Here is a 23,929-nt window from a genome sequence, read left to right as displayed (position 1 = left end):
CCTACTCCAAAGAGACTTTATAGTCTGTATATAATTCAAGGATTCAAGTAGAAAATCAATCCTGTGTCAGGGCGTACGACACCAGATTGGCGCCCATGCGCAGGGCCGCCTCATGGGTAGCGGGTGGGTCGTCGTAGGTGCCCACATCTTCCCAGCCGTTGCCCAGGTCGCACTCGAAGCTGTAGAAGCATACCAGCCGGCCTTTGTAGAGCAGGCCAAAGCCCTGGGGCCGCTTGCCGTCGTGCTCGTGTACTTTGGGCAGGCCCTTGGGAAACTGGAATTTCTGGTGATAAATCGGGTGGGAATAGGGCAGCTCCACGAATTCGAGCTCGGGAAACACCTTCTTCATTTCGGGCCGGATGAACTTGTCGAGGCCGTAGTTGTCGTCGATGTGCAGGAAGCCGCCGCCGGTGAGGTAGCGGCGTAGGTTTTTGGCCTCGGCCTCAGTGAAGGACACGTTGCCGTGGCCCGTCATGTGGATGAAGGGGTAGGTGAAAAGCTCCGGCGAATCGAGCTCCACGGTGGCCTCGTCGGGGGCGATGTTGGTACGCAGCGCCTGGTTGCAGAAGCGGATTAGGTTGGGCAGACTGGTTTTGTTGGCGTACCAGTCGCCGCCGCCGCCGTAGTGCAGCTTGGCGATGCGGAAGCTCGGCGCGGGCGCGGCGGCCGTGAGGGAGAACAGCAGGAGAGTGGTAAGCAGCAGGTGTTTAAGCATAAGGCAGGCAGCGGAGTGGGGTCCGGCTGTTGTACAAAGTAACGGATAGGCGGGAAAGTTCAGGCGCGGCCGGTGCAGGCAGCCGCCTAACGACGCGCTATTCGGCGCCCGATTGCAAGGTAAGGGTCCTTAACAGAGCCTTGGCGGTAAAAAGTTGTTTATTGCCGCCCGGAAGGGTTTTTGCCCCTCCATTTATGCTTATCAACCGACCTGCGAATGGTAACCGGCAAAGATTTATTGAACCTGGGGTTAAAGTCAGGCAAGTGGTTTAAGGACGCCCTCGAACACATCAACGCCCACGCGCTGGCCGGCGACGACCTGCATGCCTACCTCGATACGGTGAAGCCGGCCCCGGTTATTCCGCTGCTGACCGAGCCCGTGCCGTTTCACGAAAATATCAGCGCCGACACGGCCGTGGAGCAGGCCAACATCGACTACGTACGGCAGTCGATGCAGCTGCTGATGCGCACGCCCACGGTGGTGGCCGGGGCCATTATGCCCGATGCCTGCCCGGCCGGGCCCTTGGGCACCATTCCGGTGGGCGGCATCGTGGCCACCCGCAACGCCATTCACCCCGGTATGCACAGCGCCGATATCTGCTGCTCGGTGATGCTCACCAACCTGGGCCGCGTCGATCCGAAAACGGTACTGGACGCGGCCCAGCAGATTACGCACTTCGGGCCCGGTGGCCGGCCCGCCGAGCGGCAGTTTGCGCTGCCGGCCGACCTTCTGGCTGAGCTCCAGGCCAACCCGTTTCTGAACTCGGCGCGCAGCCTGCGCACGGCCCAGGAGCACCTCGGCACCCAGGGCGACGGCAACCACTTCCTGTACGTGGGCGTGTCGCGCAATACCGGCGACACGGTGCTCGTGACTCACCACGGCTCCCGGGGCGTGGGCGCGGCACTGTATACGCAGGGCATGAAAGTGGCTGAGCGGTTCCGGCAAGCCATTTCGCCTGACACGGCCCCGCCCAACGCCTGGATTCCCAGCGAGTCGGAGGAAGGCCGGCAGTATTGGGCCGCGCTGCAAACCGTGCGCAAATGGACCAAGCAAAACCATCTGTGCCTGCACGACGCCATCGGCCAGCAGCTGGGCGCGGCCGTGCAGCAGCGCTACTGGAACGAGCACAACTTCGTGTTTCGTGACGGGGACCTGTACTACCACGCCAAGGGCGCCACGCCCCTGGACCCGAAGTTCATGCCCGACATCACCGGTCCGCGCATTATTCCGCTGAACATGGCCCAGCCCATCCTGATTGTAGAAGGTACTACTACCGGCAATAATCTGGGCTTTGCGCCCCACGGGGCCGGCCGTAACCTGAGTCGCACCCGCCATAAATACAGCAAAGTCGGGCAGACGAAGGAGGCGCTTTTTGCCGAGGAAACCCAAGGCATTGACGCGCGGTTTTATTTCAACCGGATTGACATTTCCGAGCTGCCCAGCGCCTACAAGGATGCCGAGGAAGTGAAGCGCCAGATTACGGAATTCAACTTGGCCACGACCATCGACGAAATCCTACCCTACGGCTGCATCATGGCCGGGGACTGGGAGCTGGATGCGCCCTGGCGCAAGAAGAAGCTGGCTAAGGAGGCCGCCCGGCTGGCCGCCCAGGATGAGCAGGCGGATGAATCGGCGCTGGTGGAAGAATAAATCAAAATTATATAAGTCAACTTGTTAGCGGCAGTCATGAGTGAGTGGCGGCGGCCAACGGGCTTGTTTGGGCGTAGGAAATGATAGAAGGAATGCTGCAGCGGTTTCTGCAACAGACGGGCTTTATTACGGCCGCGCAGGCCGAAGATATTGCCGCGCACTTTGCGGCCCGGACCCTGAGCCGCCACGAGTTTCTGCTCCGGGAAGGCAATATCAACGACGCGTATCTGTTCCTGGAAACGGGCTGTATGCGCGCCTTTGCCTACGATACCGACGGCAATGACGTCACGACCGGTTTTTATACTGGCGGGCAGGTCGTGCTGGAAGTGGCCTCGTTCTTCAACCGCACGCCTTCCCAAGAGAACATCCAGGCCCTGACTGACTGCACCGGCTGCACAATCACCTACGCCCAGCTAAACGGCCTGTTCCACGCGCGGCCGGAGTTCCGGGAGTTTGGCCGGGCTATGCTGGTGCGGGGCTTCGCGAATCTGAAAGGCCGGATGCTGGAGATGATAACCACCACGGCCGCCGAGCGGTACGAAGCCTTGCTCAAGGCCAGCCCCGAAATTGTGCAGCACGCGCCGCTGAAAACCGTGGCTTCCTACCTCGGCATCACCGACACTTCCCTGAGCCGCATCCGCAAAGAAAGCCTCCGCAAGTAGGCCGCCCCGCATTTCCTGTCATTTGGCAAGCGTTGTTTCGCCCGGGGCCGGTTCCTTTGCTGCGTACCTGAACCACGCCACAAATGGAACACCTGCCCGCTCATCTTGGCCTCGCCTTCGGGCTGACAACCGCCCTGACCGTTTACATTTTCTACCGGGCCGCGCACAGCTCCCGGCCGATGCTGGCGGGCCTGCTGCTCTGGCTGCTGGGGCAGGGAATGGTGGGCCGGAGCGGCTTCTACACCGTCACGAATACCCTGCCGCCCCGACTGTCGCTGCTGCTGGGCCCGCCGCTACTGCTGCTCGTGGGCTTGTTTGCCACCCGCCGGGGCCGGGCCTTTCTGGATGGCCTGCGCCTGGATGTTCTCACGCTGCTGCACCTCGTGCGGCTACCGGTGGAGTTGGTGTTGTTCGGGCTGTTTCTGCACCGCGCCGTGCCCGGGCTTATGACGTTTGAGGGGCGCAACTGGGACATTCTGTCGGGCCTGAGCGCGCCGGTGGTTTACTACCTGGTTTTCCGCCGGCAGTGGCTGGGTACGGCCGGACTTCTGCTCTGGAACATCCTCGGGCTGGGTTTACTACTCAATATCGTCATCAACGCCATGCTGTCGGTGCCTTCACCGTTGCAGCAGTTTGCCTTCGAGCAGCCCAACGTGGGTATTCTGTATTTTCCCTTCGTCTGGCTGCCCGGGTGCGTCGTGCCGCTGGTGTTGGTAGCCCATTTGGTGGCCATTCGGCAGCTGTGGCTGAAAGCTCGAACTGCCAACCCGCAGCCGGCTGGCCAGATTATGGTGGCCTAAATCGGAGCTGGAATCCGTCTTGCCGCAGGTTTTTGCTTACAACTCCCGCACGATGTGCACGGTATGCACTGCGGCCAGCGCGGCCGTTTCGGTGCGGAGGCGAGAGGCGCCCAGCGTTACGGGCCGGATGCCGCGCTGCCGGGCGGCCTCAATTTCCTGGGGTGTAAAGTCGCCTTCGGGGCCGATGAGCACGCAGCAGCCCGCGCCCTGGGCCGCCACCTGCGAAAGAGCGGTCCGCTCGCCTTCTTCCAGGTGGGCAATAAAGGTGGTGTCGGGCGCTACGGTTGGCAGAAACGCGGCAAAGTCGGTCAGCTCATCCAGCTGGGGCAGCCACGCCTGGCCCGACTGCTTGAGGGCACTGACGGCAATTTTCTCCAGCCGCTCCAGCTTCAACTCGCGCCGCTCCGAGCGGCTGCAACGCAGGAACGTAATCCGCTCCACCCCAATTTCCACCGCTTTTTCCACGAGCCACTCCATGCGGTCCAGGTTTTTGGTGGGCGCTACGGCTATGTGGGTTAAGTAGGCGCGGGGCGGCACCTGCACGCTGCCCGTGATGCGCAGCTGGCAGCGCTTGGGGTTGGCATCGGCCATGGCGGCTTGGTACACGCCGCCGCGCCCGTCTACCAGCTCTACCGCGTCGCCGGGGCCCAGGCGCAGCACCCGCACGGCGTGCTTGCTTTCGTCTTCGGGCAGGGTGTAGGTGGGGCCGGCTAGGTCGGGGGCGTAAAAAGTAGGCATGGGGCAAAAGTAGGCTTTCCGGCGCTTGGATGCAGTAAGCACCGGGTTTTGCCTGTTGTAAAGTCCCGGGTTGCCGGTTTTACTGTATCCAAGCGGGCGGCAGGTCGTAGAAGAAAGCTTCCCAACCACAACTTCTCCGCTATGGCCACCAAACTCAAAAAACTATCTAAGCAAGTCATTGTCATCACTGGCGCTTCCTCCGGCATTGGTCTGGTTACGGCCCGCATGGCGGCCGAAAAGGGCGCGAAGCTCGTATTGGCCGCCCGCAGTGAAAATGCCCTGCGCCAGCTCTGCGACGAAATCAACGACGCGGGCGGCGAGGCCACCTACGTGGTGGCCGACGTGAGCCGCCAGGACGACGTGCAGCGCATTGCCCAGGCCGCGCAGGCCAAGTTCGGCGGCTTCGATACCTGGATCAACGACGCGGGAGTATCCATCTACGGCAAGCTGGTCGATATTCCCGTTGATGATATGCGCAAGCTATTTGATACCAACCTCTGGGGTCTGGTATACGGCTCTTTGGAAGCCGTAAAACACCTCAAGCAGCGCGGCGGAGCCATCATCAACGTGGGCAGCATTCTGTCGGAAAGCACGGCCATTCTGCAAACCATCTACTCGGCCAGCAAGCACGCCGTGAAAGGCTTCACCGACGGCCTGCGTATGGAGCTGGAAATGGATGAGGCCCCCATCGTCGTTACCCTCATCAAGCCCGCTGCCATCGATACGCCCTATCCGCTGCACGCCAAAAACTACATGGAGCGCGAAGCCCAGCACGCGCCGCCGGCTTACGCTCCCGAAACTGTGGCCCGCGCCATTATTCACTGCTGCGAAACGCCGGAGCGCGAAATTACTGTGGGCGGCGGCGGCCGGGCCATGGTAAGCATGGCTCAGCTGGCCCCCCGCCTGCTCGATAAGTTCATGGAAAACGTGTTTGCCAAGCAGGAAAAGGCCGACTACCCGCCGCGCCCCCGCCACCAGAACGGCCTCGACCACGCCGCCGGCCGCCTCGAGGAGCGGGGCAACTACCCCGGCAGCACCCGCGAAAACAGCTACTACACCACCGCCACCCTGCATCCGCTGGCCGCCGCGGCCGTAGCCGGCGTGGTAGGGCTGGGCGTCGCGGCGCTGGTCCGCAAGTCGAAGAACGGCCAGAGCAGCTCGGAGGACCGGGCTGGCAACGGGTTAGTACAGGAGTCAAACAGCGCTCAGTGGGTCGAATAGTTTAGAATCAACTGCAAACAAAAAGCCCCGCTGGCAGCTGCCAGCGGGGCTTTTTATATTCAAAATGTCCTCGGAAACTACGCCGTTACCTCAGCCACTTTCGGGGCGCCGGCCAGGATTTGCTCGTTGGCGAAATCGGCATACTTCTGGAAGTTATGCACAAACTTATCGGCCAGCGAAGCGGCCGTTTTGTCGTAGGCTTCCTTGTCCGACCACGTATTGCGCGGGTCCAGGATGTCGCTCGGTACACCGGGCACGGCGGCCGGCACTTCCACGCCGAAGATAGGGTGCTTGGTGAAGGTCACGTCGTTCAGCTCGCCATTCAGGGCGGCCGTAATCATGGCGCGGGTGTAGCCCAGCTTCATGCGCGAGCCAACGCCGTAGCTGCCGCCGGTCCAGCCGGTGTTGATCAGCCACACATTCACGTCGGGGTTCTCGTCCATTTTCTGACCCAGCATTTCGGCGTACTTCGTCGGGTGCAGGGGCAGGAACACGGCGCCGAAGCAGGCCGAGAAAGTCGTCTGGGGCTCGGTAATGCCCATTTCAGTGCCGGCAACCTTTGCCGTGTAGCCACTCATAAAGTGGTACATAGCGTGGCTCTTGTCGAGCTTGCTGATGGGAGGCAACACGCCAAACGCATCGGCCGTCAAAAAGAAGATGTTCTTGGGAGCATCGGCTACCGAAGGCTCAATGGCGTTGTCGATGTAGCTGATGGGGTAGGCGGTACGGGTGTTTTCCGTAACGCTCTTGTTGGCGTAGTCCACGGTGTGGGTACCGGGAATGAAGCGCGTATTCTCCACGATGGAGCCGAACTTGATGGCGTCCCAGATCTGGGGCTCCTTCTCGCGGCTCAGGTCGATAACTTTGGCGTAGCAGCCGCCTTCGAAGTTGAAGATGCCCGCATCCGGGGTCCAGCCGTGCTCATCGTCGCCGATAAGGCCGCGGTTCGGGTCAGCCGACAGCGTCGTTTTGCCCGTGCCCGAGAGGCCGAAGAATACGGCCGTGTCGCCGTCCGCGCCCACGTTGGCCGAGCAGTGCATGCTCAAGGTGTTTTTCTCGTGGGGCAGCAGGTAGTTGAGCACGCCGAAGATGCCTTTTTTCATCTCACCAGCATAACCCGTACCGCCAATCAGAATCATCTTCTTGGTGAAGTTCAGGATGGCGAAGTTGGCTTGGCGCGTACCGTCTACGGCTGGGTCAGCCTCGAAGCCGGGGGCGCAGATGATGGTGAAATCGGGTGTCCAGGTAGTGTCGGCGCCTTCGGCTGGGCGCAGGAACATGTTGTAGCAAAACAGGTTATGCCACGCCAGTTCATTCACTACCCGAAGCTTTAACTGGTAATCGGGGTTGGCCCCGACGTAGGCTTCGCGCACGTACAGTTCCTTGTCGGCCAGGTACTGCACCATCTTCTCCTGCAACTGGTCAAACTTGTCAGCGTCGAAGGGAATGTTGATGTCGCCCCACCACACCGAGTCGGCCGTGTTGGCGTCCTTCACCACAAAACGGTCTTTGGGCGAGCGGCCGGTGAACTTGCCGGTATCGGCCATCAGGGCTCCGTTGTCGGTGAGCGTGCCTTCACCGCGGCGCAAGGCGTGCTCCACGAGGGCGGCCGGTGGCAGATTTAGGTGTACTTCGCCAGTCTGGGTGAAACCGAGCGGCTGCAAACGATTGCGGGAAGAGGTGGTAGCGGCAGTGTCCATCATGGGGCCGGGAAGAGAATAAAATGGGTGGGAGAATGGGGAACCGTACTACAAAAATAGGCAAAAAACCAATGCTGACGCTTACAACCGTTAGTTAATGCCAAAATCGGAGCGAAAATTCGCTGTGTTGGGGGACTAGTAACCCGAAAAAGGCGTTACGGTTGCCAATTGCGAAAGTTTTGTAGCTTTACCAACCTCCGTCTGGCGGCTGTCAGCGGTCCTTTCTCACTTTCATCACTCTTATTTCCCTTTCATGCAAACAGCCTCCGCCGTACGCGAGCCTTCTTCCGTGCCCGTGTCGACTGGTCATCCCAAGGGCCTGTATGTGCTCTTCGCTACCGAAATGTGGGAGCGTTTCAGCTATTATGGCATGCGCGCCCTGTTGTCGTTGTATATGATCAAAGCCCTCCTGATGAACAAGGAGATGTCTTCACTCATCTACGGCAACTATACCAGCCTTGTGTATCTCACGCCGCTGCTGGGCGGCTACGTCGCCGACCGCTACTGGGGCAACCGCCGCTCCATTCTGGTGGGTGGCTTGCTGATGGCGGCCGGGCAGTTCAGTCTGTTTTTCAGCGCCTCCATGTTTCAGACGGGGCAAACTGCCGTGCCTTCCACTCAGCTGCTGTTGTTCTTTCTGGGACTGGGCTGCCTGATTTTCGGTAACGGCTTCTTTAAACCCAATATATCCTCGATGGTTGGGTCGCTGTATCCTAAAGGCGACTCCCGTATTGATGCGGCCTACACCATTTTCTACATGGGTATCAACCTGGGCGCATTTTTCTCGCCTCTGGTGTGCGGTACGCTCGGTGACACGGGCAACCCAGCCGACTTTAAGTGGGGCTTCCTGGCCGCCGGCATCGGCATGCTCGTTGGTAGCCTCACGTTTGAGCTGCTGAAAAGCAAATATGTGGTAACCGCCGACGGCGCCCCGCTGGGGGCCAAGCCCGAGCGCACAGTGGAAGCCTCGCCGGTAGTGCCCGTGCAAACCGACGGCCCCGTTCGTTCCGAAACCATTGCTCAGCCCACCAAGAGCTTTGCCAGCAAGCTGCCCATGCTCATCGGCCTGTTTGCAGTAGTCTACGCCGCCATTGCCTGGCTCATGGACCGCGACTGGATTGGAGCCCTGGTATTCTCGGCCATGATTGTGGCCCCGGTTACCATCCTGACCGACCCCACGCTAACAGCCCGCGAAAAGCAGAAGATCTACGTTATTTTCATCCTGAGCTTCTTCGTAATCTTCTTCTGGGGCACATTTGAGCAGGCCGGTGCCTCGCTTACCTTCTTTGCCGACGAGCAAACCGACCGCACCCTGGGTAATTCGGTAGTGCCGGCTTCCTACTTCCAGTCGGCCAATGCTTTGTTCATTATCATCTTCGCTCCAATCTTCGCCGTACTCTGGACGTGGATGGGCAAACGGGGCACTGAGCCTTCTTCGCCCCTGAAAATGGCTATTAGCCTGATGCTGATGGCTGTAGGTTACCTCATCATTGCCTTCGGGGTGAAGGGCGTCGATGCTAGCACCAAGGTGAGCATGTTCTGGCTGATTACGATGTACCTGGTGCATACCTTCGCCGAGTTGTGCTTGTCGCCGATTGGCCTGGCCCTGGTTAACAAGCTGGCTCCGGCCCGCTTTGCTTCCCTGCTGATGGCCGTGTGGTTCTTGGCTACGGCGGCCGGCAACAAGCTGGCCGGCGTGCTGTCGGGGCTGTATCCTCCCGGCCCTGGGGAGTTTGCCAAAGCTTCCAAGGCCGGCATCAACCTGCCCAACATTCTGAACGGTACCTCCCAGGCCACGGCCGATGTTACGGCCAAGCTGACCGAGTTGGAGCTGACCTCGCACTGGCCCTCGTTCCTGGGCTTCCAAATCACGAGCCTCTACGACTTCTTCCTGATCTTCGTCGGCTTGTCGGCGGTGGCTTCGCTCATTCTGTTCGTGCTCTACAAGCGCCTGAACACGATGATGGCCGAGCCGGTAACAGCGTAGCTGCCCGACTTATCTAAGCGAAAAGCCCCGCTGATATTATCAGCGGGGCTTTTTGTTGAAGCCCTACCACTTATGACGGAAATTTACCCGCCGGTTGCCGTTGCCCCGGCCGCTGCTGTTGCCAGTGCTCAGAAACAAGCCCGGGCTCTACTATTCGCCGCCACGTTTCTGGAGCGCTTTTGCGTGGACTCCATGCGCTCCATCCTGACCATGCAGCTCGTGGCTGTGTTAGCTATAGGGCGGGCGGAGGCGGCTTCCTTGCTGGCCCTGTACTTTATAACGAATACGTTGCTGCTGGTGCCGGGCGGCTGGGTTGCCGATGCGTGGTGGGGAACCCGGCGCACCTTACTGATAGGGGCCGGGTTGGTGCTACTGACGTACCTGCTGCTGGCGCTGCTTTCTGGGTTCCACTTCGAGCTTAGCCAAGCGGGGCTGCCCCCCGTAGCTGTGCTGAGCGGCCTGCTGATTCTGTTGGGAGCCGGCAGCAGCTTGTTAGCGCCAAGCCTGTTGGTGGCAATTGGAAATGTATCCACCCAGGAAGTTCAAAGCCTGACTAACTTTCTCTTGGCCCGCCTTGTCGGTGGCTTGGCTGGTATCCTCTTCCCCCTGATGGTCGGCAGCGTATCGGCCGGCTATGGCCTCGGTGGCGTTGCCCTGATTATCAGTGCCGCGGCGCTGGCCTTGCTGCTCGTGCTGCTGCAGTGGGGGCGCCTCGCCAGCGGCACGAGAATAGCCGGAGTTGGGCCCCGCTCTATGCCCGGATTTGTAAAGCCGGTGGTGCTGGCGCTATTGAGCTTGGCCGCCACAATTCTGCCGTACCTGCTACGGGGAATGGTGGGCCTGCCGGGCCTGGGACTGGGGATATTCGCTATTTCTCTTGGGTATCTGGCGTGGCAACTCGCCCGTTCCCCGCAGCAGCAGGGCCGAAGCTACTACCTGCCGGCACTTATAGCAGCGGTATTCATCCTCTCTGTCGTGCTGGAACTGGCAATCGGCCTGGGATATGGGCCCGCCGCTACGCCTGCACAACAGGCTTTATGGGGCGGAACATCCTTGTTAACCATCCTGGCGCTATATTTTGGGGCCCGTCAAAGCTCATCCGCAGGAGTGGAGCGTCGCTTTACTTTCGGCGGGCTGGGGCTGGCCGGCTTGGGCATCGGCGCGGTGGCCGGCCCGGTGCTGCTGCACATGGGGCCCTACTTGGATGGCGGTACCGCAACGGTTCTGGGCTTGCCGCCGGCCTTGCTGCTACACGCGGCCGTAGCCTGGCTGTTGTTTATGTTGCCGGTCATGATTAGTCAGCACGCTCCAGTTAGGGTCCAAACGCGGCTCATGGCGTTGGCGCTGATGGGTAGCATAGTGGCTTACAATCTGGCGGATGCCGCGGTAAGCTACTGGCTGAATCAGTAAGAACAATAAACAAAAAGCCCCACCAGACTGCTCTGATGGGGCTTTTTTCATTGGTCAGCGAAGCTGGCCGGGGGCTGAATTACATCATGCCGCCCATGCCGCCCATGCCGGGGTTACCACCGCCATGGCCGTGGTCCTTGTCAGCCTCGGGCTCGTCCGAAATAACGCACTCGGTGGTCAGGAGCAGGCCGGCAATCGAAGCGGCATTCTCCAGCGCCAGGCGCGTTACTTTGGTTGGGTCGAGGATACCGGCGGCCATCAGGTTTTCGTAACGGTCTTCGCGGGCGTTGTAGCCGTAGTCGCCTTTGCCTTCGCGCACCTTCTGCACTACTACCGAGCCTTCGCCACCGGCGTTGGCCACGATGGTACGCAGGGGAGCTTCGATGGCCGTGCGGATGATGTTTACACCGGTCCGCTCATCGCCGTTGATAGTGTCAACTGCATCCAGCGCGTCGAGGGCGCGCACCAGGGCTACACCGCCGCCGGGCACTACACCTTCTTCTACGGCAGCGCGGGTTGCGTGCAAAGCATCGTCCACACGGTCCTTCTTCTCCTTCATCTCTACCTCCGTAGAGGCACCAATGTATAGAATAGCTACGCCGCCCGAGAGCTTAGCAAGACGCTCCTGCAGCTTCTCCTTGTCGTAGTCGGAAGTCGTGGTGCCGATTTGGCCTTTGATTTCGTTGATACGAGCCGTAATGGTCTCTTTCTCACCTTTGCCGTTGACAATCGTCGTGTTGTCTTTGTCAATGATGATTTTCTCAGCAGTGCCAAGGTATTCCAGCGTAGCGCTGTCGAGCTTGTAGCCGCGCTCTTCCGAAATAACGGTACCGCCGGTCAGCACGGCAATGTCTTCCAGCATGGCTTTGCGACGGTCGCCGAAGCCGGGGGCCTTCACGGCCGCAATTTTCAGCGAGCCGCGCAGCTTGTTTACTACCAACGTCGCCAGGGCTTCGCCGTCTACATCCTCGGAGATGATAACCAGGGGCTTACCAGTCTGAACTACCTGCTCGAGTACGGGCAGCAACTCCTTCATGGTGCTCACCTTCTTGTCGTAGATCAGAACGTAAGGGTTGTCGAACTCGGCCTCCATCTTCTCCGGGTTGGTCACGAAGTAAGGGGAGAGGTAGCCCCGGTCGAACTGCATGCCTTCCACCGTTTTTACTTCGGTTTCGGTGCCGCGGGCTTCTTCCACGGTGATAACGCCTTCCTTGCCTACTTTATCCATAGCATCGGCAATCATCTGTCCGATTTCCATGTCGTTGTTGGCCGAAATAGCGCCTACCTGGGCAATTTCCGAGGAGTTCTCAATCTTTTTCGACTGCTGCTTCAGGTTTTCAACCACGGCCTTCACGGCCTTGTCGATACCGCGCTTCAGATCCATTGGGTTGGCACCGGCAGCCACGTTTTTCGAACCGGCGGCGTAGATAGCCTGGGCCAGTACGGTAGCGGTAGTGGTGCCGTCACCGGCCTGGTCGGCTGTTTTGGAAGCTACTTCCTTCACCAGCTGGGCGCCCATGTTTTCTACTGGGTCACTCAGCTCAATTTCTTTGGCTACCGTCACACCGTCCTTAGTGATGGTGGGGGCGCCGAATTTCTTATCGATAACCACGTTGCGGCCTTTGGGGCCCAGGGTTACTTTTACTGCGTTTGCCAGTTTGTCTACACCGCGTTTCAGCTTGTCGCGGCCGTCGGTATCGAATTGGATGTTCTTAGCCATCTTATTGGGTAGAGGGAATTAAGTCGAAAGGAAAGGGTGATTTACAGAACGGCGAAAATGTCTGACTCCTTCATGATCAGGTAGTCGGTGCCTTCCACGGTGATTTCCGTGCCGGCATACTTGCCGTACAGTACTTGGTCACCCACTTTTACCTGAGGCTGGATCAGGTTGCCGCTATCGGCCACCTTGCCTGCGCCTACAGCCACTACTTCGCCACGCTGGGGCTTTTCTTTTGCTGTATCGGGAATGATGATGCCCGATTTGGTTTTCTCCTCAGCAGCAGCCGGTGCAATGATGACGCGGTCCGCCAGCGGTTTCATGCTTAGTGACATATTGTTCGTTTTGGTTGAAAGGTTTTGGTATTAGGAACCTGGGTCGGCACCCGGCACTTCTTGTGCCATCCTCTTCGAACCTGACAGAATGAACACGTTTTCGCCCTATTCGCAGTCAGGTTTTCACGGCAGCGTGCCCACGTGTCAGGCCGGGGCGCGAAAAAGGCAGAGCCGAAAAGCAAAAGCCGCTGACCCCAGTGAAGGAGCCAGCGGCTTATAAAGGCAAAAGGAAGGATCAGCTTATTGGGCTGGAGGAGCCGTGGCGGGAGTAGCTGCGGGCTGTTGAGCCGGGGTAGCGGCCGGAGCCGTAGCGCCAGGAGCTGGGGCTCCGGTAGGAGCGGCCGGGCCGGCTGGCAGCTTGGTATCCATGGCTTTCTGCTGGTTAACGCTGCGGACCGGGCCAGCGGCATCGGAAGTACCATTCAGTACGTGCGTACCCAGCGTGAGAACCATCAGGCCGATGGCAAAACCCCAGGTCAGGCGCTCCAGCAGGTCGCCGGTGCGCTTTACGCCCATCAGGTTGGCTGCACCGCCCGAACCAAACTGGTTCGACAGTCCACCGCCTTTCGGATTTTGGGCCAGCACTACCAGCGCCAGCAGCAGGCATACAAAAAGAATCAGGCCAATGAGAGCGTAATACATTTACTCGGTAGATTTCAGTTGTTGGATTTGTTCGGCAAAATACGCCTTTTTTTCCGGCTGGCGCACTATTAGCCGCTCATATATTTCGATTGCCTTCTGCAGTTTACCCTGGCGCACCATGATTTTAGCTAGGCTTTCGGAGGCAATATCGGGCACGCCCTGGGTGCTGCGCACCGACAAATCGGCCTGCTCCTCGGCCGAAACCGGCAGCGCGGCCGGCGTCCGAAGCCGGGGCTGATTACGCAAAAACTTGTTGATCAGATCAAACGGGGAAGGCGCGGGCGGTGGCGGTGGCAGGTAGTGGGGAGTTTGGGCGTGCAGCAGCGCATCGGGGGCAAAAAACTCCGTAGCGGGCAGTGGCTGGGTAAGGTCGTCAGCTAGTTGCAGGCAGAAGCCTAAGCGGCTGCCGCCACCCAGCGCGTAGCCCATGTGCTCATCACCCCGGAAGCCGGCTGTTACTGTTGCAGGCTCCACCGTCGCCTCGGCTTCCTCTTCCAGCAGCGTGGGTAGCTCGTAGGCGCCCGCACCGCCCGGCTCGGGCAGGCCCAGGCCGAACTCAAAGCGGGAGGACCCGACTTCAACCGGCGGCCGGATGGGTGGGGCTACTGCCGGCAGAATATCTATGTCGCCCAGAAGGCTGTCGGCGGCTACGGCTGTCAACTCCGGCGTTTCTGCCGCATCTACCGAAGCTGATAGCTCAGCTGTAACTTCCTGATTCTCCGCAATGCTGCCGGCTCCTGATTCCAGTGGCACTTCAGCTTTCTGGGTAGTCGCCTCCGGTTCCGCATCTTCCTCCGTGAATTCTGCCGAATGCTCCGGGGCTTCTGCAAGCAGCTGGCCTGCTTCCGTTTCGACCGGCTCTTCTATGGTTGCCTCTGGTTCCGGGGTGGTATTCTCTGTTTCTTCCGGCTCACGGGCTAGCGTCGAACTGTTGTCCGCAGCCACTTCTTCCGGGACCAAGTCAGCAGCAACAGCAAATGGCGCTGATTGCTCCGAGTCGGCGGTGGCCTCAGTAGCGTGCGGCTCAGCGACCAGTGGCTCGTCCAAGTGCTCCACCGTGTCAGCTACCGGTGTTTCTACTAGTACCGTATCTGCTATTTCTGCGTCGGCAGTTTCCAGTGGCGGCGCATCCGTAACTGGCACATCCGTAGCTGGCACATCAGCAGATTCCGTGACAGCAAAATCTGGCTCGGTAACAGAAACAGTTTCCGGGGTAGCTTCCGGCTCCGTTGTAACAGCCAGCGCAATAGTTTCTTCCGGTGTCAGATCAGTGGCTTCAGGCTCATTTGTGACCGGCAGCGGAGTAGTTTCTTCCACTACCGCCAAGTCGGTAGCTTCCGGCAGAGTTGGCTCGCTTTGAATTTCCACTTCAGGCTCAGTAGCCGATAGTGGTTGGGTGTAGGTAACTGGCTCAAAGCCAATCGTTGCTGCCGAAACCGGGGCGGGCTCCTCAATGAGCTGGCGGAGCAGCTGCCGGTCGGCGGCATAGGTAGCGGCCCGGCGCAGGCGCTGGCTGGCCAGCATGCTGCCCTGGTCGTGGGCGGCCTTGGCCAGCAGCACGTGCGCGGTTTGACAGTACGGAAACGCCGCCGCCAATTGCTCCAGCTCGCGAATCTCAGAATCTGAGATGACGCTTACATGATCAATAATTTGCAACAGCGACGCGCGGGTCATAGGCGGGAACGGTGATGGTGAGGCGCTACCTAAGATTCTGGCCGGTATTGCCAGACCCGGCCGGGAGCTACCCCAGAGGAGCAGCCCGATTTACGGGGCGGCAAAAGTGCATCAATTTACCCAGTAAACCCACTACTTCCGAAAAACCCGGCCCCGCCGGCCGGCTACCAGTTGGCTACCGACTTGTTAAAGGTGTCGGTAATAATGTTGGTCGTAATGCGGCGCAACGACACCGGGTCGTTGTTGATGCGGGCAATATCCTGGGTGGCCGGGAAGTCGCCGTAGCTCTGGAAGGTCTGTTCGAAGTCCTGCTTGGGGTCTTTTGTATTGGTAAAGCGCACCCGCACCTGCATCGTCAGGCGGTTTACGCCGGCCTGATCGATACCATTGGTACTCTGAATAGCGGCCGGGGCAAAGTCGTAGGCCACAATCTGCCCCTCAAACTGCAGGTCACCGTCGCGCGGCACCAGTTTGAGGCTGGTGTTGCGCTGAAAATAATCCTTGAACTCTTCCGTAAAGCGCTGAGAGAGAAACGACGGGCCGTTGCTGGCCGTGTTCTGAAAGGTTTGGACGGAGTAGGTTTTCACCGTCGGGTCGATGTTGGTGCCGGTGAAGGAATACCGGATGCACCCGGCCAGTGCGGGTAGCAACGCCAGTACTACCAGCCAAAGAGTCAGACGGTTAAATTTGCTCCAGATCATATTGTTTCAGCTTGCGGTAGAGGGTGCGCTCCGAAATTCCCAGGTCGTGGGCAGCGTACTTCCGCTTGTTGTGGTGCTTTTTAAGGGCCTTCATAATCATTTCCTTTTCCTTGGCTTCCAGGGAAAGGGTTTCCTCCTCGGTTTCGTGCGGAATGTCTTCCACCCGCTGCACCTCATCTTCATAAGGTGTAGCGTCTTCTACCGCCAGCTCGGGCCGGGGCGTGATAAAATACTCCGTCGCGCCGCCGTCGGCAGGGGCAGAACGGGACAGGCGGCTGTTTTCGTATGCTGGAGCCACGTTCAGGCTGTTGAACAGGTGGCTGTTCTGGCGCAGCAGCTCCTGGGTTTCGGCCGGGCGCTGACCGGCGGCCAAGTCCAGCACCAGCTTTTTCAGGTCGGTCATGTCGCGGCGCATGTCGAAGAGCACCTTGTAGAGCAGGTCGCGCTCGGAGTAGGTGTTGGCATCGGCGCCGTGGGTGCCCGAGGCGCTCAGCAGCATGGGCAGGCGGCTGGCTTGCTCGGCGGGCAGGTACTGGCGCAGCCGCACGTGGTCTACGTCCCGCTCCGTTTCCAGCACCGACATCTGCTCGGCCACGTTCTTGAGCTGGCGGATGTTGCCGGGGAAGCTGAAGCGCTGCAGCTCCGTCACGGCCTCAGGGCTGAGGGCAATGGGCCGGACGCGGTAGCGCTCGGCAAAATCGGTAGCGAACTTGCGGAACAGTAGGTAGATATCATCGCCTCGTTCACGCAGCGGTGGAACCGTGATGGGCACCGTATTGAGGCGGTAGTAGAGGTCTTCCCGGAACTTGCCCTCGCGCACGGCGTCCAGCAGATTCACGTTGGTGGCGGCTACTACGCGCACGTCGGTTTTCTGCACCTTGCTGGAGCCGACGCGGATAAACTCGCCGTTTTCGAGCACGCGCAGCAGGCGGGCCTGGGTGCCGAGCGGCATTTCCCCGATTTCGTCGAGGAAGATGGTGCCGCCATTGGTCACCTCGAAGTAACCCTTGCGGGCTTCCTGGGCGCCCGTAAACGAGCCTTTCTCGTGCCCAAACAGCTCTGAGTCGATGGTGCCCTCGGGAATGGCGCCGCAGTTGATGGCAATGAACTGCCCGTGCTTGCGGGGCGACAGGGCGTGGATGATCTTGGAAAAGGATTCCTTACCCGAGCCGCTTTCCCCGCTGATGAGCACCGTCATATCGGTAGGCGCTACCTGGGCCGCCACCTGAATGGCGTAGTTCAGCGCCGGCGCGTTGCCGATAATGCCGAAGCGTTGTTTGATGGATTGTATTTCGGAAGGTGTCAAGGTTAGTTGTCAGTTGTTAGTTGTCCGTTGTCAGGAAGGTAGCTGGGCGCAACTTCGCTGACTTGTGACGAGGTGGTGAGAGTACGATAGTAACAGATAAAGCCTTGCAGCAACTTCTTGCAGTTGGTAACTGCCACAAGCAACAGATGAAGTTCATGCTCAGTGATATAGAGCAAGTCGTAGGCTAGATAAAGTTGCGTTTCTACTTCAAATAGGGAGCCTCGGGCAATAAATAAAAACCGTAGTGTATCCGCTGTAGATTGCCGGCCGCAGCCTTCGGCGATATTGGAGGGAATTGAAACGGCTGCCCGGCGAAGCTGATTCGTTAAGCCCAACAGTTCTTCTTTAGGAAACTGTTGGGTAAGCTCATATACCTGTTTGGTTAGTTGCCGGCTTTGCAGCCAAACACTCAACTCCGTATAAGACTTTTCCATACCAGTGGCCTAACAACTGACAACAAGCAACTAACAACTAAGCCACCGCGTCGCCCAGTAACGAACCGCCGGTACCGGTGTGCACGAATACGTTCACGTAGTCGCCTTTCTGGTAGTGCTTCTTAGGGAAGATGACGACCTGGTTCTGGCTGTTGCGGCCGCTCAGGTGCTCGTCGCTGCGCTTGGAGAAGTTCTCGACCAGCACCCGGTGCACTTTGCCCACGGCCAGCTGGTTGCGGGCGGCGCTGCTTTTCTGCTGCAAGTCGATGATTTCCTGCAAGCGGCGCTTCTTCACGGCCAGCGGAATGTCGTCCGTGAGCTTGCGGGCGGCCAGCGTGCCGGGGCGCTCCGAGTAGAAGAACATGTAGGCCATGTCGTACTGCACCCACTCGATGAGGCTGAGCGTGTCCTGATGTTCCTCTTCGGTTTCAGAGCAGAAACCCGAAATCATGTCGGTGCTAATGGCGCACTCGGGGCCCAGGATGCGGCGAATGGCCTGCACCCGATCCTCGTACCAGGGTCGGTCGTAGGTGCGGTTCATGAGCTTGAGAATGCGCGAGTTACCGCTTTGGGCGGGCAGGTGAATGTACTTACAGATGTTCTCGTAGCGCCCCATCGTATAGAGCACCTCGTCGGTAATGTCCTTGGGGTGGGAGGTGGAGAAGCGCACCCGCAGCTCAGGGCTGATGAGGGCCACGCGCTCCAGCAGCTGGGCGAAATTCACGAACTCCAGGCCATCCTCGGAGGTCCACTTGTAGGAGTCCACGTTCTGGCCCAGCAGGGTCACTTCCTTGTAGCCCTGGGCCACCAGGTCGCGGCACTCCTGCACGATGCTGTGCGCGTCGCGGCTCCGCTCGCGGCCCCGGGTGAAGGGCACCACGCAGAACGAGCACATATTGTCGCAGCCGCGCATGATGCTCACAAAGGCCGTAATGCCGTTCGAGTTCAGGCGCACCGGCGTGATGTCGGCGTAGGTTTCGTCGCGGCTGAGCAGCACGTTCACCGCCTTTTGGCCGCCGTCCACTTCCCGGATCAGGTTGGGCAGGTCGCGGTAGGCATCGGGGCCCACGACGAGGTCGACGAGCTTTTCTTCTTCTAGAAACTTGCTTTTCAGGCGCTCGGCCATGCAGCCCAGCACGCCCACGAGCAGGCCGGGGTTGCGCTTTTTGTGGCTGTTGATCTGCGAGAGGCGCATGCGCACGGTCTGCTCGGCCTTTTCGCGGATGGAACAGGTGTTGAGCAGCACCAAATCGGCGTCGGCGAGCTGCTCGGTGGTATCAAAGCCTTCCTCGAAGAGGATGGACGACACGATTTCGGAGTCGGAGAAATTCATCTGGCAGCCGTAGCTCTCGATATAGAGCTTGCGCTGCCGGCCGGTGCGCGTGGCCGGGCTGACGCGCACATCCTGAGCCGGTTGGTGGTCGTCGGCAACGGGTGCGACGGGCGTATCCAGAAAGTCGAGGGTGAGCAGAGGCTGGGACATAGGTATCGTAAACACAGAAGGAGGGCAAAGGTAACGGTTTTTGCCCCAAAATGACAGAATGGCAGAGGCGGTGAAGTGGTGAAGTTGTGAAATGGTGAGTTTTATGTTCTGTCATTGCGAGGAGGCACGACGAAGCAATCCGTCCGCTGAAATGCGCCGCGCTTCCTTCACTGAAAAGCCCTGTTCTCGTAACAATGGAAAAGGGCTTTGTGGTAAAAGGGTCTGACTACCTTCGCAGAGGACGGATTGCTTCGTGCCTCGCAATGACACGAGTCGTTGAACGACAACTCCCAACTTCACAAACTCACTATTTCACCAGCTCCAGCACCTCGCGTAGGTCGGTAATGGCGTGAAAATCGAGGCCTTCTAGCTTTTCAGGGTCCACGTGCTCGAAAACCCAGGTGGCGTGGTAGGGAATGTGGATGGTGCGGTAGCCGAGCCGGGCCACGGGCAGAATGTCGGACTTAAGGGAGTTGCCGATCATGAAAAACTCGCCGGGCAGGGCATTGTAGCGGGCCAGCAGGCGTTGGTAGGTGGCCTCGTCCTTCTCACTCACGATTTCGACGTGGTCGAAAAAGTCGCCCAGGCCGGAGCGGGCCAGCTTGCTTTCCTGGTCAAACAGGTCGCCCTTGGTGAGTACCATCAGGCGGTGGCCGCGGCGGCGCAGCTCGGTGAGCACCTCCACCACACCCGGCAGCGGCTCGATGGGGTAGCGCAGCAAGTCCTTGCCCATGTCCAGAATCTGCTGAATTTCGACGCCCGTCACCTGGCTGTCGGTGAGCTGGATGGCGGTTTCAATCATGGAGAGCATAAACGACTTGGCCCCGTAGCCGAAGAGCCGCATGTTCTGGCGCTGCACTGCGTTGAGCTGCTCGGTAATACGGGCCGGCTCGCCGCAATGGGCTAGGATGTCGAGCAGGCGGGCCTCCACTTGGTCGAAGTGGGGCTGGTTGGACCACAGGGTGTCGTCGGCGTCGAAGGCAATGAGGTAGGGAGCGTCCATAGCAGAAAGAGCGAGGGAAAAACCGCCGGAAAGGCCGGCCTAGGCCGTAAAGTTACCGAACTTGCCGCCCATGAAACAGCTGATTGACTTGGCGACGTGGAACCGCCGTGAGCATTTCGCCTTCTTTGGGGCCTTTGAAGAACCCTTTTTCGGGCTGGTCGCCCCCGTTAATTGCACCGGGGCCCAAGCGGCGGCGAAGGAGAGGGGCGTGTCGTTTTTCCTCTACTACCTCTACCACGCCGTGCAGGCCGCCAACGAGGTGCCCGAGCTACGCACCCGCATCGAAGACGGGCAGGTATACCTCTATGACCGGGTGCACGCCTCGGCCACGCTGGGCCGGCCCGACCACACCTTTGCCTTCTCCTTTATCGAGCAAAACGACGAACTGGCGGGCTTCGTGGCCGCCGCGACGACCGAAATCGAGGCCGTGCAGAACAGTTCGGGCCTGCGCCTGGGCCCTACCACCGGCCGCCCCGACGTGCTGCACTGCTCGGCCATTCCCTGGGTGCGCTTCACCGGCCTCACCCACGCCCGCAGCTTCGCCCACCCCGACAGCTGCCCCAAAATCTCCTTCAGCCAGACCTACCAGGAAAACGGCGCCACCTATATGAACGTGGCCGTGAACGTGCACCACGCCCTGGCCGACGGCTACCATGTGGGCCAGTTCCTGGCGGCCTTCGAGCGCAGGCTTAGCAGTGAGATGGTCAAATAGTGAGTTGGGTTCGGGCAGCGCGTTGGGTGCTGTGGTCAGAAAGCAAAAAGAACCTTGATCTGTCGTCCACGCAGCCGAATCCTCTCTTCCGCAATTCTATAGGATTACCATAGCACGCAAGATGTCTCGCTAAGGCTCGACATGACGTTCACTATCTGCGCTCCTATACAAAAGGCCGTCCCGGTACTCCGGGGCGGCCTTTTGAGTGTAACAACCAGCCGGGCGGGCTAGCTGGTCAGCGTGGCCCGGTGAGCCGTAATCTGGGTGATGAGGTTTTCGATGAAGGGCACCTGGATATCGACCAGGCCACTCTCGGCCTCGGCTTCGATGAGGACTTCGGGGCCGACCTGGCCCTGGCGGGCCAGCAGCGTGTCGCGGCGGTCGGTGCTGGTGCGCAGCTCGTTAACTTGTTTGTCGCGGTTCTTGCCGGGGAGCAGGGTCGGAACCACCGGGGTCATGGCCGTGATGAAGGCATTCAGGCTGAGCAGCTCGGCAGTGTCGTTGGTGGCCGAGGTGGTCAGGTTGCCGGTCCGGCGGCCGGTTTGGGCATCGTGGTATGTGAGCAGTTCCAGCTTGGCCTTGGCGTAGGCCAGCACGGCGTCGCACTGGGCTCAGGTAGTGAGTAATGCAGAGAGTAATCCATGAGAAAATCGAGCAAGGAATGATAGATGAAACTAATGATACCGCGTGAGTACCCGCCGGCTTCTAAAGCTACACTTCCTGCTTTACAAACTCCACTATGGCCGCCGTAAGCACCTGAATTTCTGCGTCGAGGCCAGCTAGGCGGGCCCGGGCCAGGGCGGCTGCGGCTGGGGGCAGGGGCGCGGGGGTGGCGGCCAGGCGCAGGGCCAGCCCCTGGAGCCAGTGCGTGTCGCGGGGGGCATCGGGGGTGGCCCGCGGGTAGGGCGGTAGCGGCAGCGTGGGGCCGCCGGGGGCCAGCCAGTCGGGCTGGGGCAGGGGGGCGGCCAGCAGCGGCCCGAGCACCTGCACGGCCCAGAGGCGGCGCTGGTGCCGGGCTTGGCCGGGCTGGTGGCGGTGGCTGGTTTCAAACCGCAGCCTGGTGCGCAGCCACTGGCAGCGGGCCAGGCGCTGGCGCAGGGCGGACAGGCCCTCGGCGGCCTCGGCGGCAGCGGCCGCGGTGGCAGTGGCCTTGGTGGGGGCAGGGGCTTCGGCGGCGGTGAAGGCCGGGGGCACGGGGCCGTGGCCGTCGGGTGGGGGCAGCTGGCGGGCCAGCACCTGCAGGCGCTGGTCGGGGCCGGGGCCCAGCTGCTTGCGGCCGGCCTCTACCTCGGCCAGGTGCGAGCGGCTGGTGCCGATGAAGGCGGCCAGCTCGACCTGGCTCAGGCCAAAGTGGGCCCGCACGGCGGCGGCCAGGGTAGCGGAAGGAAAGGCGCGGCGGGGCATAGGCAGCAGGGGGAAGCGCCACCGGGCTGCCGGCCGGCGACATTCGTTTTTATTTTTCAATGAATGTCGCCTAACCAGGGGGCAGCGGGCCCGGGGGGTAAATAGTAGGTCTCTGGCGGACGGACAAATTCCTGCCAAAGCTTCTTCTGGTCAACGACTAACAGGAATTTATCTGCCCCGGGGCGGCGAATTGTCGTTCTTTGTGCTGGTACCCTGCGTGGCCTGCTGCGCGCGCCAAGGAACTGTTCTTTTGCTTCTTACAGGAACACCGGCTTTGCTGGCCGCTTTCCTCCTCCTTCGCTCCGGGTACCCTGCCCCCAACCCCCTTATGCAACACACCTTTACTTTCGCCGCCCGCGCGGTCCGCCCCCTGCGCCGCCCCCTGCTGGCGGGCTTCGGCCTGCTGCTGGCCCTGGCCGGCGCCGCCCAGGCCCAAACCAGCAGCTTCGCCTACACAGGCGGGCTGCAAACCTACACCGTGCCCGCCGGCATAAGAGCCGTGGAGGTGGTGGCCACCGGGGCCAGCGGGGGCACCTATAATAATAACTTCAACGCGGCTCATCTCAACGGCGCGGTAGTGCGCGCCACCCTGACGGTGGTACCGGGCGAAGTGCTCACGGTGGCAGTGGGCGGCCAGGGCGGCAACGGCAGCCTCACCCTCTTCAACGGGGCCGGCGGCTACAACGGCGGCGGCGTCGGCAAATACTCGGGTGGCGGCGGCGGCGCCACCGACGTGCGCCGGGCCAGCAGCGCGGGCAGCACCGGCGACTACCTCACCACGCGCAATGCCCTGCTGGTGGCCGGCGGGTCCGGCGGAGCTGGTTTAGATAACACGACCCTCTATAGTGCCCTGGGCGGGGGCGGCGGCGTGCCCAACGGGGGCGACGGCCAGGGCCGGGGCACCCCCGGCCTGGGGGCTACCCAAACCGCGCCCGGCGGCGGGGGCGTACCCGGCAGCGGGGCCACCGGCGGATCCGGAAACTCTAGCGGTCTTCGATGCGGCGGCGGCGGCGGTGGCTACTACGGCGGCGGCGGCGCCTCCACCACCTCGGGCGGCAGCGGCGGCGGGGGCGGCTCGTCGTGGGTGATGCCCACCGGCAGCCGCGACATCAGCTACCGCCTGGCCCCGGCCGTGAACAACGGCAGCGTGACCATCACCCCGGTAGTTGCCTACGCCTACACCGGCGGCCCTCAGACCTACATCGTGCCGGCCGGCGTGAAGGCCGTGCGGGTGACGGCCACCGGGGCCAGCGGGGGCACGGGTGGGGGCTCGGTGGCCCCGGCCAAAGGGGCCGTGGTGCAGGCCACCGTGTTCGTGACGCCCGGCGAGGTGCTGACCCTGTACGTAGGCGGGGCGGGCAGCAGCGGCGGCAGCGGCACCGTGGCGGGTGGCTACAACGGCGGCGGCAACGGCCGTGATTCGGGAGCCGGCGGCGGGGCCACCGACGTGCGCCGAGCCAGCAGCGCGGGCAGTACCGGCGACTACCTCACCACCCGCAATGCCCTGGTAGTGGCCGGTGGTGGTGGTGGCAGCGACTATACGGCCGCCAGCGCCGGCGGCTCGGGCGGGGTGCCAGTGGGGGCCGACGGCGTGGGCGGCGGCACGCCCGGCCGGGGGGCCACGCAGGCCGGCCC

The 23,929-nt window shown here is 60.9% G+C and carries 22 protein-coding genes; 8 read left to right on the top strand and 14 right to left on the bottom strand.

The window, feature by feature from the left end:
- Positions 1–55: 55 nt before the first annotated feature.
- Positions 56–715, bottom strand: coding sequence for a DUF4159 domain-containing protein (locus tag LGH74_RS22920; RefSeq protein ID WP_226180172.1), 660 nt, complete (start codon positions 713–715; stop codon positions 56–58).
- 216 nt (positions 716–931) lie between these two features.
- Here LGH74_RS22920 and LGH74_RS22915 point away from each other — a divergent pair, with 216 nt between their 5' ends.
- The 3 genes from LGH74_RS22915 (at position 932) to LGH74_RS22905 (ending at position 3,827) form a co-directional block, all read left to right on the top strand.
- Entirely contained in the window at positions 932–2,365 is a 1,434-nt protein-coding gene (locus tag LGH74_RS22915) for an RtcB family protein (protein ID WP_226180170.1), read from the top strand.
- A gap of 80 nt (positions 2,366–2,445) precedes the next feature.
- Positions 2,446–3,027 (top strand): Crp/Fnr family transcriptional regulator, encoded by a 582-nt coding sequence (locus LGH74_RS22910; protein WP_226180168.1) that lies wholly within the window; start codon positions 2,446–2,448, stop codon positions 3,025–3,027.
- Positions 3,028–3,110: 83 nt separating this feature from the next.
- Positions 3,111–3,827, top strand: a complete 717-nt coding sequence (locus tag LGH74_RS22905; RefSeq protein WP_226180166.1) for a DUF8737 domain-containing protein — start codon at positions 3,111–3,113, stop codon at positions 3,825–3,827.
- 36 nt (positions 3,828–3,863) lie between these two features.
- Here the strand turns inward: LGH74_RS22905 and LGH74_RS22900 are convergent, their stop codons facing one another.
- On the bottom strand, positions 3,864–4,565 hold the full coding sequence (locus tag LGH74_RS22900; protein ID WP_226180164.1) for a 16S rRNA (uracil(1498)-N(3))-methyltransferase: 702 nt from the start codon (positions 4,563–4,565) through the stop codon (positions 3,864–3,866).
- A 141-nt stretch (positions 4,566–4,706) separates the two neighbouring features.
- Between LGH74_RS22900 and LGH74_RS22895 the strand changes: the two genes are divergently transcribed.
- Positions 4,707–5,786 (top strand): SDR family oxidoreductase, encoded by a 1,080-nt coding sequence (locus LGH74_RS22895; RefSeq protein ID WP_226180162.1) that lies wholly within the window; start codon positions 4,707–4,709, stop codon positions 5,784–5,786.
- A 77-nt stretch (positions 5,787–5,863) separates the two neighbouring features.
- Here the strand turns inward: LGH74_RS22895 and pckA are convergent, their stop codons facing one another.
- A complete protein-coding gene (gene pckA, locus LGH74_RS22890; protein ID WP_431357458.1) occupies positions 5,864–7,486 on the bottom strand; it encodes a phosphoenolpyruvate carboxykinase (ATP) in 1,623 nt (540 codons plus the stop codon).
- Positions 7,487–7,739: 253 nt separating this feature from the next.
- Here pckA and LGH74_RS22885 point away from each other — a divergent pair, with 253 nt between their 5' ends.
- Positions 7,740–9,473 carry a peptide MFS transporter gene (locus LGH74_RS22885; RefSeq protein ID WP_226180158.1) on the top strand — a complete coding sequence of 578 codons (1,734 nt, stop codon included), beginning with the start codon at positions 7,740–7,742 and terminating at the stop codon, positions 9,471–9,473.
- Between the two features lie 72 nt (positions 9,474–9,545).
- Positions 9,546–10,883 (top strand): MFS transporter, encoded by a 1,338-nt coding sequence (locus LGH74_RS22880; RefSeq protein ID WP_226180156.1) that lies wholly within the window; start codon positions 9,546–9,548, stop codon positions 10,881–10,883.
- A 79-nt stretch (positions 10,884–10,962) separates the two neighbouring features.
- Here LGH74_RS22880 and groL read toward each other — a convergent pair whose 3' ends face one another.
- The 9 genes from groL to LGH74_RS22835 form a co-directional block, all read right to left on the bottom strand.
- Complete coding sequence (groL, locus tag LGH74_RS22875; RefSeq protein WP_226180154.1) at positions 10,963–12,603, bottom strand: chaperonin GroEL; 1,641 nt, start codon at positions 12,601–12,603, stop codon at positions 10,963–10,965.
- 41 nt (positions 12,604–12,644) lie between these two features.
- Positions 12,645–12,935 carry a co-chaperone GroES gene (gene groES / locus LGH74_RS22870; RefSeq protein WP_226180152.1) on the bottom strand — a complete coding sequence of 97 codons (291 nt, stop codon included), beginning with the start codon at positions 12,933–12,935 and terminating at the stop codon, positions 12,645–12,647.
- A 240-nt stretch (positions 12,936–13,175) separates the two neighbouring features.
- Complete coding sequence (gene secG, locus LGH74_RS22865) at positions 13,176–13,577, bottom strand: preprotein translocase subunit SecG (protein ID WP_226180150.1); 402 nt, start codon at positions 13,575–13,577, stop codon at positions 13,176–13,178.
- Positions 13,578–15,251, bottom strand: a complete 1,674-nt coding sequence (locus LGH74_RS22860; RefSeq protein WP_226180148.1) for a DUF8458 domain-containing protein — start codon at positions 15,249–15,251, stop codon at positions 13,578–13,580.
- Positions 15,252–15,415: 164 nt separating this feature from the next.
- Positions 15,416–15,952, bottom strand: coding sequence for an LptE family protein (locus LGH74_RS22855; protein WP_226180146.1), 537 nt, complete (start codon positions 15,950–15,952; stop codon positions 15,416–15,418).
- Positions 15,933–17,258, bottom strand: coding sequence for a sigma-54 interaction domain-containing protein (locus LGH74_RS22850; RefSeq protein ID WP_226180144.1), 1,326 nt, complete (start codon positions 17,256–17,258; stop codon positions 15,933–15,935). Before LGH74_RS22850 ends, LGH74_RS22855 begins: the two co-directional genes overlap by 20 nt.
- Before the next feature lie 2 nt (positions 17,259–17,260).
- The gene (locus LGH74_RS22845) at positions 17,261–17,692 is read right to left on the bottom strand and encodes a four helix bundle protein (RefSeq protein WP_226180142.1); all 432 of its coding nucleotides are present in this window, start codon (positions 17,690–17,692) and stop codon (positions 17,261–17,263) included.
- A 37-nt stretch (positions 17,693–17,729) separates the two neighbouring features.
- Positions 17,730–19,175 (bottom strand): tRNA (N6-isopentenyl adenosine(37)-C2)-methylthiotransferase MiaB, encoded by a 1,446-nt coding sequence (gene miaB, locus LGH74_RS22840; protein ID WP_226180140.1) that lies wholly within the window; start codon positions 19,173–19,175, stop codon positions 17,730–17,732.
- 307 nt (positions 19,176–19,482) lie between these two features.
- Positions 19,483–20,178 (bottom strand): HAD family hydrolase, encoded by a 696-nt coding sequence (locus tag LGH74_RS22835; RefSeq protein WP_226180138.1) that lies wholly within the window; start codon positions 20,176–20,178, stop codon positions 19,483–19,485.
- 70 nt (positions 20,179–20,248) lie between these two features.
- On the opposite strand from LGH74_RS22835, the gene LGH74_RS22830 reads away from it, so the two are divergent.
- A complete protein-coding gene (locus LGH74_RS22830; RefSeq protein WP_226180136.1) occupies positions 20,249–20,890 on the top strand; it encodes a chloramphenicol acetyltransferase in 642 nt (213 codons plus the stop codon).
- Positions 20,891–21,117: 227 nt separating this feature from the next.
- Here LGH74_RS22830 and LGH74_RS22825 read toward each other — a convergent pair whose 3' ends face one another.
- Both LGH74_RS22825 and LGH74_RS22820 read right to left on the bottom strand, forming a co-directional pair.
- Positions 21,118–21,486, bottom strand: coding sequence for a hypothetical protein (locus LGH74_RS22825; RefSeq protein ID WP_226180134.1), 369 nt, complete (start codon positions 21,484–21,486; stop codon positions 21,118–21,120).
- A gap of 115 nt (positions 21,487–21,601) precedes the next feature.
- A complete protein-coding gene (locus LGH74_RS22820; protein ID WP_226180298.1) occupies positions 21,602–22,294 on the bottom strand; it encodes a helix-turn-helix domain-containing protein in 693 nt (230 codons plus the stop codon).
- A 328-nt stretch (positions 22,295–22,622) separates the two neighbouring features.
- Here LGH74_RS22820 and LGH74_RS22815 point away from each other — a divergent pair.
- The coding region (locus LGH74_RS22815; RefSeq protein WP_262904755.1) for a glycine-rich protein at positions 22,623–23,929 on the top strand (1,307 nt) is incomplete at its 3' end.

The sequence above is a fragment of the Hymenobacter lucidus genome (genome assembly GCF_020447265.1).
In the GTDB taxonomy this organism is placed as follows: Bacteria; Bacteroidota; Bacteroidia; order Cytophagales; family Hymenobacteraceae; genus Hymenobacter; species Hymenobacter lucidus.
Note: the sequence above shows the minus strand (reverse complement) of the source record. Positions and strands in the feature narration are given on the sequence as shown.

What these genes read in the sequence shown, in the direction of transcription:
- LGH74_RS22910 (WP_226180168.1), top strand. Translation starts at nt 2,446, where the DNA reads ATGATAGAAGGAATGCTGCAGCGGTTTCTGCAACAGACGGGCTTTATT.
- miaB (WP_226180140.1), bottom strand. Translation starts at nt 19,175, where the DNA reads ATGTCCCAGCCTCTGCTCACCCTCGACTTTCTGGATACGCCCGTCGCA.
- LGH74_RS22915 (WP_226180170.1), top strand. Translation starts at nt 932, where the DNA reads ATGGTAACCGGCAAAGATTTATTGAACCTGGGGTTAAAGTCAGGCAAG.
- LGH74_RS22830 (WP_226180136.1), top strand. Translation starts at nt 20,249, where the DNA reads ATGAAACAGCTGATTGACTTGGCGACGTGGAACCGCCGTGAGCATTTC.
- LGH74_RS22905 (WP_226180166.1), top strand. Translation starts at nt 3,111, where the DNA reads ATGGAACACCTGCCCGCTCATCTTGGCCTCGCCTTCGGGCTGACAACC.
- groES (WP_226180152.1), bottom strand. Translation starts at nt 12,935, where the DNA reads ATGTCACTAAGCATGAAACCGCTGGCGGACCGCGTCATCATTGCACCG.
- LGH74_RS22855 (WP_226180146.1), bottom strand. Translation starts at nt 15,952, where the DNA reads ATGATCTGGAGCAAATTTAACCGTCTGACTCTTTGGCTGGTAGTACTG.
- secG (WP_226180150.1), bottom strand. Translation starts at nt 13,577, where the DNA reads ATGTATTACGCTCTCATTGGCCTGATTCTTTTTGTATGCCTGCTGCTG.
- LGH74_RS22860 (WP_226180148.1), bottom strand. Translation starts at nt 15,251, where the DNA reads ATGACCCGCGCGTCGCTGTTGCAAATTATTGATCATGTAAGCGTCATC.
- LGH74_RS22820 (WP_226180298.1), bottom strand. Translation starts at nt 22,294, where the DNA reads ATGCCCCGCCGCGCCTTTCCTTCCGCTACCCTGGCCGCCGCCGTGCGG.
- LGH74_RS22885 (WP_226180158.1), top strand. Translation starts at nt 7,740, where the DNA reads ATGCAAACAGCCTCCGCCGTACGCGAGCCTTCTTCCGTGCCCGTGTCG.
- LGH74_RS22900 (WP_226180164.1), bottom strand. Translation starts at nt 4,565, where the DNA reads ATGCCTACTTTTTACGCCCCCGACCTAGCCGGCCCCACCTACACCCTG.
- groL (WP_226180154.1), bottom strand. Translation starts at nt 12,603, where the DNA reads ATGGCTAAGAACATCCAATTCGATACCGACGGCCGCGACAAGCTGAAA.
- LGH74_RS22835 (WP_226180138.1), bottom strand. Translation starts at nt 20,178, where the DNA reads ATGGACGCTCCCTACCTCATTGCCTTCGACGCCGACGACACCCTGTGG.
- pckA (WP_431357458.1), bottom strand. Translation starts at nt 7,486, where the DNA reads ATGGACACTGCCGCTACCACCTCTTCCCGCAATCGTTTGCAGCCGCTC.
- LGH74_RS22895 (WP_226180162.1), top strand. Translation starts at nt 4,707, where the DNA reads ATGGCCACCAAACTCAAAAAACTATCTAAGCAAGTCATTGTCATCACT.
- LGH74_RS22880 (WP_226180156.1), top strand. Translation starts at nt 9,546, where the DNA reads ATGACGGAAATTTACCCGCCGGTTGCCGTTGCCCCGGCCGCTGCTGTT.
- LGH74_RS22845 (WP_226180142.1), bottom strand. Translation starts at nt 17,692, where the DNA reads ATGGAAAAGTCTTATACGGAGTTGAGTGTTTGGCTGCAAAGCCGGCAA.
- LGH74_RS22920 (WP_226180172.1), bottom strand. Translation starts at nt 715, where the DNA reads ATGCTTAAACACCTGCTGCTTACCACTCTCCTGCTGTTCTCCCTCACG.